Consider the following 17208-nt stretch of genomic DNA (forward strand, 5'->3'; position numbering starts at 1 on the left):
TCCTTACCCTTGCAACTCGCCAACAGCGCGATAAGCCGCATCAATTGCTGCATGCGCATAAGCGCCCCATTCAGAATCTGAATTGGCGATATAAATATTGCCAAAAGGCTTTTTAGCAACTGCCATCACTCTTTCAAAATACTTTTCATCATCAAATAACGAGTTAGGATAATAAGCATACCCATGAGACCAGCGGTTCACTGTAATGCCGATAATATCTTCTTGAAGAAAGCCATATTCACCAAACATATCTTGCAATTGCTGGCGAATGATCTTTTCATGATCATCAAATGTCATACCCAATAATTGAGAACGCCCCATTGCCGCCTGCTTTGTTGCAGGCAAACCACTATCTGGCATCGTGGGCACATAGATCATATGTACAACGATGGGATCTAAATCAGATTTTGCATGTTCATAGCCACCCATTGATACAGGATAATTTAATTTCACAGTGCTGTAAGGCGCACTTGGACAATAAATATTAGATGTGCCTGCCTCTTGAAAACAGAGCCAATTACTCAATGCAACTTTGGTATAAACGAGTGGTGCTTTCACATTGTGGCGCAATGCTACTTTCTGCTCTTCTGGCATAGTTGGCACCAGATAAGGGATCATCATGTTATAACATGCCATGATCGCCGCTTTTGCTCTTACCTTATGTGTTTTCCCATCTCGCAAATAAACAACATCAGTCTTCGTGCCATTTTCAACATTAACGGCGTTAATCACAGTAGAATTCAGGCGAATACGAACATTAGAGCGAGGGCTATCCAATTTACTGTAATCAAATTTAGCCATCACAACATCTTCCATCGTATTGCCTTTAGCAACAGGTGGAATCAATTGACGAACAATCAAACGAGCGATCGTTGCATTACCATCAGGGAAATGATGAATGTATAAATCATCAATAGCTGCTTGTACCTCTTCATCTAATGGATCAATACCCATTTTTTCAAAACCTGGTAACGCACAAGCACGCGCATCACTACAACTAATCGCATCAATGCCAACCGCCATAAAGTCATGCGTGGATTGCTGGAAAAATAGTACACCTTTTTCTGATAGCTTAACTTTATCTCGCAGGAACTGGCTATAGCTGTGAGAAACTAAGTAAGCTTCTTTCTCTTCAATGGTTAGATCTGATAAGTAATCAATCTCTTCTTTATGTAATTGTATAAGCTGAGCTTTATCATGATCACTCATTGGGAAATCGCCAATAAATTCATGATATGTTAAGCCATTTTTTTGATTTTTAGGCACATCATCCGCAACACCTTGCCCTGGATCACCGCTGACAATTTTATTCACGCCAAAGTGTTTTTGATCAAAGAAAACGGCTTTACTGAAACCGCGCTTGGGATAAAAGCCCACATCAAAATGATTTTCCAAACGCGTGAGATCAATGCCTAATTTGTGAATAAACTCTATCGCTTCTTGACTATAAACACTTCTCGGCGATTGTAAGGATTCACTGCCACCATAACTCATTAATATACTTTCATCTGTTGAAAATTCATTGCGCTTCGCATGACCACCAAAATCATCATGATTATCTAAAATTAGAATTTTCTTATCTGCACCAAAACGCGCTACATACAAATGCGCTGCCGTTAAGCCACTAATGCCAGCACCCACAATAACTAAATCATATTCCTCTTCGATCTCTTCTGGCATTGCAAATGAAGCACCTGCACGCCCTAATTTATGTGCAGATTCAAATGAACCATCATGACTGCCTCTCAAACCTGTTAACTTAGGTGGGTAATACTCCTCATCCAATACCATTGCTTGAATATAATCTGATGCATTTGTAATTTGTTGCAGTGGCGTCATGCCTGCGGCAATTGTTAAAGCCACGCCATTTAGAAAATCTCTACGAGTGATACGCATAAAAACCTTATTCTTAACCTTAAAAATACCTTAACGCTTTCTATTGAGAAGTGTTGAAGCCCCCTATATAAACAGATCATTGAATATAAAAAAAGAGATCCATTGACCTCTTTTTTTATTGTTTTGTTTATTAAAGGAATTTTTTTACATCAACCATCTGCTTTGGTGGTTAAAACACTCCAATCATAATCAATGTGATCTAAAAACAATCCAGATGCTGGTGCAGTCACACCACCTTGTTTGCGATCTAAACTTTCTAGTACCATTTTGGCATAAGTAGTGGGTGCCTTTCCGCTACCAACTTTCAATAATACACCCACAATATTACGCACCATGTGATGCAAAAAAGCATTGCCGTGAACATCTATATAAATATAGTCACCGTCTTGATGAAGATTGATAGAGAATATTTCACGAATAGATGTTGGCGCTTGGCATTCACTCGAGCGAAATGCATTAAAATCATGCTCACCCACTAAATCATTGGCAGCCAACTGCATTACATTCACATCCAAAGGATAATTAATGTGCGTTGTGTAAAAACGATCTATCACTGAACGATAGGGTTTATTACAAATCACATATTGATAAAATCTACCTTGCGCGCTGTATCTTGCATGGAAATCTAATGGTGCACGATAAACCGCATTAACGCCACAATCATCAGGTAAATTTGTATTAATGCCACGAATCCAAGAATAATCTGTACGTTCTGAAGTTGTGAAGAAATTCACCACTTGATTGCGTGCATGCACACCAGCATCAGTTCGCCCTGCACATATCAATTGAATAGAATGATTGGCAACTTTTTCAATGGCTTTGACTAAAACTGATTCCACAGAACGAACTGGCGGCACTTTTTGCGCCTGCCAGCCACGAAAGTTTGTGCCATCATAAGAAATTGATAGCACGATATTTTCTTGCTCAATCATTATTTATCGCGTACTCGCTTAGATTCAATGATTGTTTTCGAACGACTCATCTCTTCAATGAATGAAGAACCGCGTTTTAATGCAAGATTCACCAATAAAACATCCACAATTGCTAAGTCAGCCAAACGTGAAATCATTGGGATATATTCTTTCGTATCTTCTGTCGCACCAGATTCTAATACAACATCAGATAATTCACCCAATGGTGAATTCTTGCTTGTGAAAGAGATAATGGACGCACCATTTTCTTTTGCAAAAGCAACAGAGTCTAAAATATCTTGGCTTCGACCAGTGTGAGAAACCGCAATCATGACATCTTTTTTCTTCATCAATGATGCAGCCAAAGAATGAACATGGTGATCACTGAATACTGAAACTGTAATGCCCACACGCAATAATTTTTGCTGAATATCTAATGCAACAACGTTCGATGCACCATGACCAATGCACAATACATTGGATGATTTCATTAGAATTTTTACGGCTTGATCAATTGCTTTCACAGAAATTGATTCTTTCGTGCGCAATAAAGCAGCAGATGCTTGTGTAATCACTTTATTAACAATATCTTTCGTATTGTCAGATTCAGAAACATTACTATGAATGAATGGAACACCAGCATTCAGAGCGCCTGCAAGCTCTTGTTTAAATACATGATAACCATCAAATCCTAACGCACGGCAAAAACGAATAACAGTTGGTTCTGAAACACCCACAGTTTTTGCCAACATACCGATAGACAAAGAAGCTGCATCATTTGGGTGACTCATTATCCAATCCGCGACTAATTTTTCTGATTTTCTTAGCTTGTCACGATGGCTTTTAATATGTGAAATCACTCTTTTGTATCCTCCATATAAGCAACTTTTCGAGTTAATCCAGTTAAAGCGGGATAAGGATCTGTTACGACAAATGTTGGTATATTTTCTAGTAATTGCCCAACAGATGTACTGGCTTCAAATGATGCTCGAAATTCTGATTGTGCAAAAAACTCTAGAAACCTAGGAATAACCCCACCAGCAAGATAAACAGCCTTTGCTCCCGTAATTAAAGTGTAGTTTTTAGCTACTTTGCCAATCATAGCACAATATCTTGTAAAAAGTTGTACAGCAAATGCATCTTTTTTGTTGATTAAACGCTCAACTAGTTCAATAGGCGTTGGTTTGGCACCTATTTGTTCAGAAGTTGTATGTAAAAAATCGATAAGCTGCGGAATGCCTTTTTTGCCTGCAATAAAATCTTCGATGATTATTTTATTTTTATTAGAATTTTTTAAATAATCCCAAAAGTCCCTGATAAACTCATCATCCATCATCATGGATGAATGTCCACCTTCAGATGGAATCGCCAACCAATCATGATGATGAATCACTAAACTTGTGCCAATCCCTGAACCTAAAGAAATTGCCAATTTAGGAGCTTTTTCTAAAAGCATACCACCACCAATTTGTAGCAAAGATGTATCTGGTAAATGAGGTAAAGCATAGCCTAGCATCTCAACATCATTGAAAAAATGTACTTGAGCTGGCAATAGCCTTTCTTGAATGTCTGTGAGCTTAAATGCCCAATGATTATTCACAAACTGAATATCATTCAAATCAACTGGTGCTGCAATGGCTAACAAAATTAAATTTGGCAATTCTACATTTTGCTCAGCACAGTAATGGCGAATAATTTCATCAGGCCCATTAAAATCACCCGAGCGATAGATTTCAACGGCGTGATATTTTGTTAAATCATCACTGTAGATAGCAGCAACGCGACTATTAGTCGCGCCAATATCTGCAATTAAAGCATGAATCTGTTTAGTCACGTGGCAACCATTCATTCAATATCTTCAAAGCATCTTGCAAACCAATTGTATGATCTGTTGCTGAGAATAATTGCACAGTTGCTGGCATTGCAAACTCTTTCAAAGCTTCTTCCACTTTAAATAATGCTGATTTTGCAGGACCACGCTTTAGCTTATCTGCTTTTGTTAAGAGAATATGAACACGCAAATCCTGTGATTCACACCAGCGAAGCATTTGTTCATCTAAAACAGTCATTGGATGACGAACGTCCATCATCATGATTAAACCTGTTAGATTTTTACGTGTTTCAAAGTAACCTTGAATCACTGATTGCCAATGCAAACGAATGCGCTCAGGTACTTTTGCATAACCATAACCCGGTAAATCCACCAAAAAGTTTTGTGGATCCACTTCGAAATAGTTAATCAATTGTGTACGCCCTGGCGTTTTACTTGTACGAGCCAATGTTGATTGCGAAGTTAACGCATTCAAAGCACTGGATTTACCAGCATTAGAACGACCAGCAAAAGCCACTTCATGCCCTTCTGTTTCAGGCAGTTGGTTCAATTGATTCGCGCTCGTTAAAAATTTTGTCGCATGAAAGCGTTGAATTAAATTACTCATGTGTCTCTTTTTGAGGTTTTTGACTACATTCCTCTGCCACAATGGCAAGTACAGTCATGTATTTGTCGTTAACAGTTTGCATAAAATTAATCTCATCTACAGAGAGAGATTCTATTTGATGCGCATAAGCCTTTTCAGCAATTGCAGTGAAACGTTCAGCATTGGTATCACCCATCATGACAACAATGTTACTTGAAATACAACGGGATTCAAACTCTGTCATCTTCCCTTCTTCAATCTGTTTCGCTTGTGTAGCCATCAATCGTGCAATAATACTTTGCTGTGTAAATGAAAAAGGTTGTTGCATCTTTTCTAATGAATTAAACGTTAATTGTGCATTAGAAAATGATAGCGTGATTAAGGCTAAGAATAAAGTTATTCGTTTCATAGTTAATTGTCTATTCGTTAAATTAATCAATTTCGTGTGAGATAGGAAATATTATCAAAAATTTTTGTCTTTTGGGATGAGATACCTTTTATGCTATAATCTTTCCTTTTTTGGGAAAATTCCCATACCAATAGCCGTCAGGCATGATAAATGATTTCGAACGAATTTGCTCGTTTTTGTCGTATATCACTAATTTTTTCGCCCTTGCGATGAGGGCTTCACTTGAACAATCAAGGAACTTTTATGTCGAAAACAATGAGGACGCAAAGCAAGTATTTTACAAGCCTAAACATCCCCGTGTTCGTAGGCGCCAATATACTAATATTAGCTCTTTTATGCATTACAATTTTTGTCCCGAATACAAAAGACTTTTTCAGCGCGATTCAAACGTGGATCGTTGATAACCTTAAATGGTATTACATATTATCCGTCGCCATCATATTAGGCGCAGCTATATTCATTACATTCAGTCGCTTTGGTGACATTCGATTAGGGCCAGATCATTCCCGCCCAACTTATACAAATTTCAGCTGGTTCGCCATGCTTTTCTCCACAGGAATGGGGATAGGCTTAATGTTCTTTGGTGTTGCAGAGCCAGTAATGCACTATATCGCACCGCCAGTAGGTGAACCTGAAACCGTTAAAGCTGCAACAGAAGCGATGCGCTTAACCTTCTTCCATTGGGGATTACATGCTTGGGCAATCTATGCGATTGTTGGCTTAATCTTAGCGTATTTCTGCTTCCGCCATAAATTACCTTTAGCATTACGTTCTGCGCTTTATCCATTAATTGGTGAACGCATTTACGGTAAAATTGGTGATGCCATTGATATCTTTGCTGTTATCGGTACAGCATTTGGTGTGGCAACATCTTTAGGTTTTGGTGTAGAACAAATTTTTGCAGGTTTAGACTATTTAACAAGTTATAAATTATCTGCTTATGCACAAGATCCTAATGCTTTATTGTCTGTCACTGGCATTAAAATCGTCATCGTGATCATTGCAACAGCAGGTGCAACTTTATCTGTGAGTTTAGGTTTAGATAAAGGGATTAAAATCCTCTCTGAAACCAACCTATATATGGCATTAGCATTGATGTTATTGGTGCTATTTTTAGGTGGTAAAACTGTGATGTTGTTCCAAGCATACATTCAAAACATTGGTAGCTACTTATCTGATTTAGTGAACAAAACATTTAACTTATATGCTTACGAGCCAAAAGATCCTCGCGATTGGATCGGTGGTTGGACGATTCTTTATTGGGGCTGGTGGTTATCATGGTCGCCATTTGTGGGCATGTTCATCGCTCGTATTTCTCGTGGTCGTACAATCCGCACATTCTTATTGGGCGTATTATTAGTGCCAGCAGGCTTCACATTACTGTGGATGACTGTGTTTGGTAACTCAGCGATCGATATGATTCGTAATGATGGCGTGATTGCAATCACTGATGCGATTAATACCGATAAATCATTAGCGTTATTCGTATTCTTGGAAGGATTCCCTTGGGCTTCCGTATTATCAGGCTTAAGCATCGTGATGGTATTTGTATTCTTCATTACAAGTGCCGATTCTGGTGCAATCGTAATGGATATGCTCTCTTCCACTAAAACACAAACACCACTATGGCAACGTGTTTATTGGGGATCAATCACAGGCGTGATTGCCATTGTGTTGATGTCCGCCAATGGTTTGGAAGCACTACAAACTGCGACCATTGCCTCCGCATTCCCATTCAGTATTATTTTATTGATCTCACTGTATGGGTTATTTAAAGCTTTGCGCGTGGATTATGGTAAAAAAGAAATTCGCATAAATTCCATCAATAATGTACAAACAAGCGCAGCATCTGGCGGTTGGCAGAAACGTTTACGTAGTTTAGTGCTCTATCCACGCCGTGATCATGTGATTCGCTTTATTGAAGAAGTGGTTCAACCTGCTTTTGAAGAAGTTGCTGCTGAATTATCAAAGCAAGGCATTCAAACAACCATTACCAAAAAAAGCGATGATGATATTCTCTTTGAAGTGGAACATGGTAAAAATGATAACTTTATGTATCGTATTAAAGCTCGTCATTATTTGAAACCTAACTTCTCTTCCATTGAGGCATCGGACATTGATCCTGATTATCAGAAGTATTTCCGTGCGGAAGTGCATTTGGATAATGGTGCGCAAGGCTATGACATTATGGGCTACAGCAAAGAAAGCCTAAGCAATGACATTGTGGATCAATACACAAATCATTTACAATTCATTCATAACTTCCAATTGGAACATGATGTTAAATCTGTTTTGAAAGAAATTAACAATGGCAATGATACCAATGGAAACAGTGAAACAACAGAAGAACCTAGCAAAGCGTAATTAGCTCAATATTCTTCTAACAAAAAGCCCAAATAGAAAACTATTTGGGCTTTTTTATATTTCAAAATTCATCATAAGTTTTTTCAAACTGTCACATAAAATAGTTCAACTTCTCTTATCTCATGGAAAATATTATAAATATACCTACTTATTTTATAGCTAATACCACGGAGCATCCCATGAAATTAAAATCATTATTTATGACAGGCATTTTATCATCAGCAATGTTTGTATATTCTTAAGATCAAATTTAAAACCCTAAATAACGTTTTATTAAAACTTTTGCACTATAGGATTCATCACAAAACCTTTATTATAAGCTCTGCAAAGCTGCTTACAACTAGGATATTTCTCTTCCTTGACCCTGCTCTTGGCTTCTACTTTGGGATAGGCTTTGTGTTCTTGCAGTTTCTTCTAATGCTACTAAATTTTGCTTAGAAAAATCTTCAATCACACCAACTTCTTCAAGTTTTCCTTTATCTCTACAGAAAACCTTTAATCCATCATCCTCATTAAATTTTCCTAGCAGGTCATTAGTGCTATTAGCATAATGATCAAAACAACCTACTTTGCAAAAATCCATTGCATATGATTTGCCTGCAATCAACATTACAGGATTGCCATTCGCATTATTCTCTATGCTGATATCCGGCCTATTAGCGGATAGATTAATTTGGTTTTCATTATTAGATGATTGACTTTGTTCTAATTCTTGTTGTTTAGCTTCTTCAAACTGCTTTTTAAAGTTTTCAGTTTCACTGAATAGGTATTGAACACTATCTATCTTATCTTGGTGTTGATCTATTTTATCTTCAAGGTAATTTTGCCAATCCTCTGGTAGCTTACCTTTGATCTGTTCTCCATTTTCAGAAAAAAATGTGATTAATTCCGTTTCTACTGTTCTTACATTTTCTAAAACAGATTCTCTATTAATTTGGATATCTCTTCTAAATTCGTTCACTAAAGTTAAATTTTCACCTGTTAGATTTGCAGCAAGTGGATCATTCAATATAGATAGGTGCTTATTGTCATTCAGATCATTGACGAAATTACTCATGCTATGAACGCCGCCATAAGTAAAAGCCGCTACACCTAGCCACATTTCATTATTATCGACATCTTTATCGCCATACTTTAAGGTTTTTAGTAGGATTAATTCATCTTCGCGCGCATATAAAATTTCTTTACCTATGTGATGGTTAGCAATATTCACAACATCATTTGCCATCATGTGATTAGTGATATCACCATGGTATTCTCTAGGGACAGTTTTATATTCACCTTGTAAATTTTGATATTTCAAACCCACAGAGCCATAACCATTGAAAGTCATGGCTTTTAGCCCATATTCATAAGCACAAACCTCAGCAAGTGCACCACCTAAAGAGTGACCAGTGATGCTGACTTGAGGGATTGGTACATTGTTATCTTTAGCATAATCTTTAGAATATTGAAGAGCTCTTTCAGTTAATGCTAGAGCATGAGGAATCTGGAGATTAACATCTTGGGTTGCCATCAAATAATCCACTACCCCATCTTCCATAGAAGCTGTACCACGATGAGCTACAAAAATTTCACCAGTATTAATATCCTGATATATAGTGCCTTGGTAATCAGTCTTTTCGTCAGAATATTGTTCTATAACTTTAAATTTACCCAATTGAACTTGGTAAGTTTCATCAGTGTCTATATATTTTGGATCGATATCATTGTAAGCATCATCGGCTAAATTTGCATATTTTTGAGGAAAGTCTGACATCTCTAAATCTCCTCTAACTCAATATGAAATGTGAAATATTCTTCAGGCTGAAAAGCATCCTTTTTTATGCCACTACTTAAATAATTAGATAAATTTTTATTTTCTGGATATCTCTCTTTTAAATGACTTTTTTCAAAATATTTTTTATCTAAATCACTGTCTGAAATGGAAGCACTGAATCGGGTTTCTTCTTTTGCGCCTGTGGCTTTAAAAACGATTGAAGCATTGTTAAACCCCCAATGGCAAACACCCCCACCATAGCCATAATCCTCATCCAACATACCATCTACATAAAATTCCCCTTGATACTCAGTATCTGATATTTTCTGAAATTCAAGTGGAATTCTGTGTCGTGGCTGTAAAGAAGCCCCAGCAAAGCCCTTGAGTTGGTACTGACAATTAGTCGTTTGATAAATAGCATACGTATTTAAACTTTCGAGTTTTCCTGGTGCATTTTCAATTTTGATGGTGACTCGATACCCTTTTTGAGGATTGGGGTTTTCCTGAAAACGTTTTTCTTCTTCTTTTTGGGTTGAAGTATATCTTTGATTGTTATTCATAAATCCTTTTCCATAGCTCACGCTGATTAAAAATACAATTGGCAAAATCCATAGTTTGGTCCACATATTGATTATCCTTTTGGGTAACTGCTTAAGTTATTTTATTTCTAAATACTTTTTCTTAATTCAATGATTGATTCAATTAAGAAAAAATATTATGAATATTGTTTGCTAAGTTAGTATATTTTTGAGGAAAGTCTGACATCTCTAAATCTCCTCTAATTCAATATAAAATGTGAAATATTCTTCAGGTTTAAATCTTTCTTTTTTAAGCCCTCCTTGGCTTAAGTATCTTGGGAGTTTTTCATCTATAGGGTAATTCTCTTTCAAATGGTTAAACTCAAGTTGTTTTTTATTCAGATCGCTATCTGAAATAGATGCGCTAAATCTTGTATCATCTACATTTTCTGTTGCGGAAAATACAATTGAAACATTGTTAAAACCCCAATGGCAAATACCTCCGCCATAGCCATAATCTTCATCCAACATACCATCTACATAAAATTCCCCTTGGTACTCAGTGTCTGATATTTTTTTAAATTCAAGTGGAATTCTATGATAGGGTTGTAAAGAAGCCCCAGCAAAACCTTTGAGTTGGTACTGACAATTTCGTGTTTGATAGTTAGCATAGGTGTACAGCTTCTCAAATTCACCCGGTGCATTTTCAATTTTGATGGTAACTCGGTACCCTTTTTGGGGATTGGGGTTTTCCTGAAAACGCTTTTCTTCTTCTTTTTGGGTTGAAGTATATCTTTGATTGTTATTCATAAATCCTTTTCCATAGCTCACGCTGATTAAAAATGCAATTGGCAAAATCCATAGTTTTGGCTTCATTTTCCATCCTTTATGTATAACTTTGTAAAAAATCATATTTATAAATATGATTTTTTACTATTTCTATAATCGATACTTACAATTCATTGATAGCTTTGAATCTTTCAACCCTTTGCTTCTCAAGGGATTCGAACCATTCTGTAGATGGCTTTTTATAAATTCGTTCAGAAAATACATAATACGTAAGATGTCCATTTTTTACCATAAAACGATACATTGCATATTCTGTAATATTTCCACTCGTTATTAATTTTTCTAAATAGTATTCATTCTTTTTTTCATCTTTAGTCGCGGCTATTGTTGTTGACAATATAGGTTCCTTAGTATTTTGAGCTAGGTAGCTTAGATACCCATCCATTTTATCCACAGTGATCGTTTTTTGTTCCCAGTATGAAACCATGCTTTTGAAACTATTTAAGTCCTCTCCTTTGGGTAAAAACTCCACGACATTTACTTTTGCATCACTATTTTCATATGCTTGAGAATATTCAACACCTGCAAAATCAATCTTGTCAATTGTCTTATTCTCAGCAACTGAGATGTATACTAATTCTAAAAAAATTAAAAATATCAATACTATTTTTTTTATATCTTTCATGTTTATTATTTCCATAAAATTTAAAAACTGAGTGGATAAGATGACCACTCAGCAGGGTTAACTTAATTTGTACCCGAGCACAATTTACTCAGTCACAATTCTATTTTCTTTAATCAATCGTATTTCTCGGCGGCCGCCCAAAGCTTCAACGCCTTTCACAAGTGCATCTAAGCGATGAACAATATACTGTGGATTATTCATCTGCATTGTATCTTTCAAGCTATTCACGCCTTTAACCAATTCACCCATTTGTTTCGCCACATAACGATTCACATTTTGCAAATCATCGCTTTCTTTAAATTCATCGAGCTTTTCACTCAATTTCGCGATTTGTGCCGCAATATGTAATGAAGCCTGAGCATTGGTCTTGCTATTGTTACTGGAAACTAAAACGCCTGATAATTTAGTCACTTCATCTGCAATTTTCAAACTCGCATTCGTTGCATCTTGCTGATCGCCCATTAATCGAAGGCTTTCAGTTAATGACACTAAGTGATTCGCAAAATTCAGATCTTTCACGCTCATCGCCAATTCTGCTAATTGAGATACGATCTTCATACCTGTATCAGTTTCATCGCCACCCATGGATTTATTACGAGCAAAATCTCGTTTGATTTGTGCCCAGCGCTCTTTTTCTACATCTGTTAATGTGCCACGAATTTCATTGAGTTTTAATAAATTCTCTTCAGCACCCGATGTTAATAGCTGAGCTTCACCAATGTAGTGATCATTAATTACTTGGTTAATTTCTGCCTCATTCATTACTGCAGAAATTTTCTCCACCATTTTATTCATATTACGGTAGCTGCCTTGCAACTTAAATGGCGGTTCTGTGCGATATTTATCAGATTGTGCTGCACTCACAATGTATTGCTGATTCACCTTGAAAACGATTTCGCGAATGATCATCAAATGCTTCAATACAGTTGTGATTTCTGCAATCTCCGCACCACTATAATCATAACTCAATGCACTTGAATTAATCGGCTTGCCTTCTGCATGATCCATGAATTGATATAAATCTTTCAAATCACGAAGTGCCAAAGGTGACAATACTGCGTTCGATGTTAATGAGTTTTCGATATAACTTGAGATGAACGCATCCTGCATCCCACCCAAAACTTCACCTAAGTTATAAATATCCGCACGGTTTGCCAACATATCAGGAATTTTAAAGACTTCACCCGATTCTGTATAAGGATTCCCTGCCATCACAACGCAGAATTTCTTCCCACGCATGTCATAAGTTTTTGTTTTGCCATTCCAAACACCTTCAATTCTTCGTGTACCATCACACAATGAAATGAACTTTTGTAGGAATTCAGGATTTGTATGTTGAATATCATCAATATACAACATCACATTGTTGCCCATTTCAAAAGCTAAGTTAGCTTTTTCTAGCTCCTGCCTTGCTGTAGCATTCGGTGCTTGATCAGGATCTAATGATAAAACATCATGCCCCAAAGCTGGACCATTCACTTTCATGAAAATTAAGCCCAAGCGATTCGCCACATATTCCATCAATGTGGTTTTACCATAACCTGGCGGAGAAATGAGGAGCAATAAACCCATTAAGTCTGTACGGCGATTTTCGCCCACTGTACCCATTTGCTTCGCTAAGTTATCACCAATGATTGTGAAATAAACATCATTGATCAATTTATTGCGCACGAATGAGCTAAGCGGCTTTGCCTTAAATTCATCTAAACGTAATTTCTCACGCTGCTCTGCCAAAATTCCTTGACGAAGCTCTAAATATTTTCTAAATTCAGGCACAACATATAAACGATGGCGGCGTAATCGCTTAAAAAACTCATCCAAGTTAATCATCATTTTACCTTGAGAAACTCTAGAATGTTCGCCCAATAAATCTGTGATCTCAATGTCTAATTCAACTTCACTGAAACGCTGAACTACTTTACCTTCATTACCCAACATCAATAACATAATCGCCTCAGGAATGTAACGAACCTTATTCTCAAATTCAGGTAATGAGCATAAGCCTTTCAACCAATTCTCAATCAACTGCCAACGTGCATCAAATCGCCCATTCATACCTAACTGTGAATGGTTAAAGTTGTGCCACATATGTGCATCTTCAAGTTTCTTTTGCAATCCCGACGCTAGCTCTCGGCCATAACGGCTACAGAAGAATTCTTGTGGCGTTCTTGCTAGAACATAAATCAAGTATTCTGCTGCATGCTTAATGTTCAATGGTTCGTGCTTGATTGGATATTCCGCATAGAACATTGATAATGTTACTTCAATCTCTTCTTGAAGATCATCTAAGCCATCTTTATGCCCAAACAAAGTATAAATATCCATACTCGTTTTAGCGCGATCAATCCAAGAGCTTGCCACATCATCCTCTTGCTCAAAGTTCCAATACAACATGGCTAAGCTTCTCGCCATTGCGCTGAATCTTAATAGATCAGCACTTTCATGCAATGGGACAAGCTGCTTTAAGATCTGTACTGCATCGTGATCATGAATCCCTTTTTCATAACCATCACGATAGCGACTTGCTGCAAAATCACGCACCAATTTATCTAAATTTTCTTGAATGGAAATCGCTGCATGCAAAATGCCTGTGGTTAAGCCATCTTGATTATTTCTAGCCGCCACAATGATGCTATTGGCAAGATATTCACCACGATAAACTTCTGACGATTCTGATTCCATCGTCATGTTCCAGAATGGCTGATATTGCGCTAGGATTTCGTTATTGATGCGCTCTTGATAATCTGTGCCCGTTAATTGTAAATAGAGATAATTTTCTTTCGGTAAAATCGTCAAATCAGGTTCTTGTGTATTTACGCTGAAGCGATGTTTACCCAAGCGAATAACATTGCCGCCTGATTCAAAAATCTCTGATTTATCTCGGAGTGATCTGACTGCTTGATCTTTTGCACTTTTGAAGCGCGATTCAATGTCATCCGCTTTAACATTATCATGCAATTCACGGAGTTTTTCTGTGATGTCACGAATTTTCACAGCTAAAGCATCTGTTACGAAAAACGCATTCAATTCGGTTGCATCATTGAGCCGTGCCGTTCTTCTTGGAATGCTTTCTAAAATGCGATCTGCTGCAGTTTGTAAAGATTGTGCCCTACGCTGGCGTTCTTCTAATAGTTGTTGCTTATGTCCTTCGAAACTCTCTAAAACTTCATCACGCTTTGCAATAATGTCAGCTAAAAACTCATCACTTTCGCTGAATTGATTTTCAAGCTCTTCCAATTGCACCAATAAACGTGATAATTCATCATCGCAACGCTCTGGTGCCACTGCTAAATTTAAAGCATTGGCAACACTTTGGCTAAAAAGCTTAAATTGTGCACCAAATTGCGCCACCATTTCTGTGGAAGATAAAGACTTACGCTTTTGAATGATGCGCGCCTTCATCTGGTTTAATTTAGCATAAACCTCAGCAATGGATTCAACGATCTTAGTTTGCAATGTCACATCATCAAACTTCAATGTCGCCATCAAATTGGACAACATATCTAAATCACCCGACATATCATCAGATTCTGTCAGTAATGTTTGTAATTGTGCTGTGTTGATTGCTTGTTGCGTTGCAGTTTCTGTCGTTTGAATTTTGTCTAAAAATGGTTGCAATGAGCGATCATCTGCCAAAAATTCCGCAGTTGCGCGAGAAATTTGTGCTTGGCGCTCTTTCATTTGTGTTTCCATTGCATCAATCTCTTTCAGATCAATGTAACGATAACCACGCAATGTGACTAAGCGGCCAATTTGCATATTGATGGAATGTAGCGCTTCTACAAATTCATCAGTTTCCTGCCAGCTATCTGCATACAATTGCGATAACAATGTTTTTTGCATTGTCATCGCCTCACGCATTGCAGCATCAGATTGACGACGAATGGCTTCTACTTTCTCATATTCATCTAAAACCAATTCGCTGGTTTGAGAAATCGAACGCAAAATACCTGCAAATGGGAAATTCTTTTCATCATTGAGCCAGAAATAGCGATCAAATAACTGTTTCGTTGTTTCACTCAATAAGCTATAACGATCTGATGAAACACTCTGATCACCAATTTCACGCACAACATGATATAAATCGGAAATTCCGCGCACTAAATCAGGATTACCAATTCGACCTAATAAACTATTATTATTGGGTTGTTTTGCTGAATATTCATCACTGAAAAATGGTGTTTGCCAAATCTGCATAGGATGAACGCGTGTTGCTTCATGATCTGCGGTTTCAAAAACAACCATTCTGCCATCTTCAAACACAGCATAACCGAGCGCTAAAATAGGATTCCCTAGCGTTCGTTCAATCATATTATAGTTGAATAATGCTAAACGCCCTTCTGCACCATCATAGAAAATGTATAAAACATCTTCACCATTCGGCGATCTACGAATACGGCGAAAACGCATGCCACTCATATTATGCTCATACGTTTTAAAATCGCCACTTTGAAGATAATAACCACCAGGGAAAATAATCCCGTGATCTTCTGGCAATTGAATACATGCAAAGCCAATCGCATCAATGCGTTGAACTTTTTGCGTCATTGTATTGTAAACGAGATAGCGCCAAGTATCTTCGCGATATGGCAATACTTTTAGTAAGATCAATGATCCGACTTTTGCATACTCTATTTTGGCATCATTGATGGATTGATTTTTATCTAGAACTTCTTCACGATAAATTCCTAAGCCATCATTCGTATTATTTTCACATTTAACCGTTAAATCCCCGCCAATTGTTTCCACAAAAACGGTATCTAAAATATTAATGTGAGGAAAACGCCCATTGACGATATTTTCACGATCTGTCGTTATCCATTCAAAATCATAAGCTGGCGGCAATGAAATATCACGCTCACCACGATTATCAATGTATTCGATTTTCTGTTTATCACTAGAAATTGACCAACGGAAAACACGAATATCGCTTAATCGCTCACCCATTTGGAAGCTTGCCAACAGCTTGCCATCACGCTCAACTAATTGTAATAGCTGTGCATTTTTATAATAAGTGTAAAGCTCATTAAAATCTTGAACGAAACGATCTATGTTTAAAAATGTACCTTCTAACGGCACAGTTTCAACATCATAACTACCATCATGCTCAACTAAACGGTAGAGAGAGAAAACATCTTCAACGTGCGTTTCTTTCTTTAAACCTAAGAAAACGTTATAACCAAACAGTAACCAATCACCAAAGCGCACAATATCGCGTGCAATACAGTTGTTTTCGGTACGAATACGGATTCGCCCAATCACTTCCATATCACTTTTGCCAAACTCTTCTAAACGCTTGGAATTCAGCCCATCAATATTCTCTTGAAGTTCTGTTCCCAATGCATTTAGTCGACGGCTTAATATTTCATAAGCGCCACCTTCTGCAACTGCGCTGTCTAACACTTCTTGGTTTTGATCTTTCTGTTCGATTTCTGACATATTCACAACTTTATTTAAAAT

General features: G+C 37.2%; 12 protein-coding genes. 1 reads left to right on the top strand and 11 read right to left on the bottom strand.

Features of this window, described 5'->3' with window-relative positions:
* Positions 1-3: 3 nt before the first annotated feature.
* The 6 genes from BZK16_RS05015 to BZK16_RS05040 form a co-directional block, all read right to left on the bottom strand.
* Complete coding sequence (locus BZK16_RS05015) at positions 4-1896, bottom strand: NAD(P)-binding protein (protein WP_077927808.1); 1893 nt, start codon at positions 1894-1896, stop codon at positions 4-6.
* A gap of 149 nt (positions 1897-2045) precedes the next feature.
* Complete coding sequence (truA, locus tag BZK16_RS05020; protein WP_233145200.1) at positions 2046-2828, bottom strand: tRNA pseudouridine(38-40) synthase TruA; 783 nt, start codon at positions 2826-2828, stop codon at positions 2046-2048.
* Entirely contained in the window at positions 2828-3667 is an 840-nt protein-coding gene (locus tag BZK16_RS05025; protein WP_077927809.1) for a MurR/RpiR family transcriptional regulator, read from the bottom strand. Before BZK16_RS05025 ends, truA begins: the two co-directional genes overlap by 1 nt.
* Positions 3664-4641: a glucokinase gene (locus tag BZK16_RS05030; protein ID WP_077927810.1), complete on the bottom strand. Its 978-nt coding sequence runs from the start codon at positions 4639-4641 to the stop codon at positions 3664-3666. The genes BZK16_RS05025 and BZK16_RS05030 overlap by 4 nt, the downstream gene beginning before the upstream one ends.
* Positions 4634-5245, bottom strand: a complete 612-nt coding sequence (gene yihA / locus BZK16_RS05035; RefSeq protein WP_077927811.1) for a ribosome biogenesis GTP-binding protein YihA/YsxC — start codon at positions 5243-5245, stop codon at positions 4634-4636. Before yihA ends, BZK16_RS05030 begins: the two co-directional genes overlap by 8 nt.
* The gene (locus BZK16_RS05040) at positions 5238-5633 is read right to left on the bottom strand and encodes a hypothetical protein (RefSeq protein ID WP_233145201.1); all 396 of its coding nucleotides are present in this window, start codon (positions 5631-5633) and stop codon (positions 5238-5240) included. Before BZK16_RS05040 ends, yihA begins: the two co-directional genes overlap by 8 nt.
* Before the next feature lie 255 nt (positions 5634-5888).
* Between BZK16_RS05040 and BZK16_RS05045 the strand changes: the two genes are divergently transcribed.
* Entirely contained in the window at positions 5889-7997 is a 2109-nt protein-coding gene (locus BZK16_RS05045) for a BCCT family transporter (protein WP_198932435.1), read from the top strand.
* 340 nt (positions 7998-8337) lie between these two features.
* On the opposite strand, the gene BZK16_RS05050 is transcribed toward BZK16_RS05045, so the two are convergent.
* From BZK16_RS05050 to BZK16_RS05070, 5 genes are all read right to left on the bottom strand, one after another.
* Positions 8338-9756, bottom strand: coding sequence for an alpha/beta hydrolase family protein (locus tag BZK16_RS05050; RefSeq protein WP_077927813.1), 1419 nt, complete (start codon positions 9754-9756; stop codon positions 8338-8340).
* A 2-nt stretch (positions 9757-9758) separates the two neighbouring features.
* Positions 9759-10382: a hypothetical protein gene (locus BZK16_RS05055; protein ID WP_077927814.1), complete on the bottom strand. Its 624-nt coding sequence runs from the start codon at positions 10380-10382 to the stop codon at positions 9759-9761.
* Positions 10383-10523: 141 nt separating this feature from the next.
* Positions 10524-11150 carry a hypothetical protein gene (locus tag BZK16_RS05060; RefSeq protein WP_077927815.1) on the bottom strand — a complete coding sequence of 209 codons (627 nt, stop codon included), beginning with the start codon at positions 11148-11150 and terminating at the stop codon, positions 10524-10526.
* 76 nt (positions 11151-11226) lie between these two features.
* Complete coding sequence (locus BZK16_RS05065) at positions 11227-11748, bottom strand: hypothetical protein (protein ID WP_077927816.1); 522 nt, start codon at positions 11746-11748, stop codon at positions 11227-11229.
* Between the two features lie 84 nt (positions 11749-11832).
* Positions 11833-17187 (bottom strand): DNA repair ATPase, encoded by a 5355-nt coding sequence (locus tag BZK16_RS05070; RefSeq protein WP_077927817.1) that lies wholly within the window; start codon positions 17185-17187, stop codon positions 11833-11835.
* Positions 17188-17208: the final 21 nt, after the last annotated feature.

The organism is Wohlfahrtiimonas populi, assembly GCF_002006795.1.
Classification (GTDB): domain Bacteria; phylum Pseudomonadota; class Gammaproteobacteria; order Cardiobacteriales; family Wohlfahrtiimonadaceae; genus Wohlfahrtiimonas; species Wohlfahrtiimonas populi.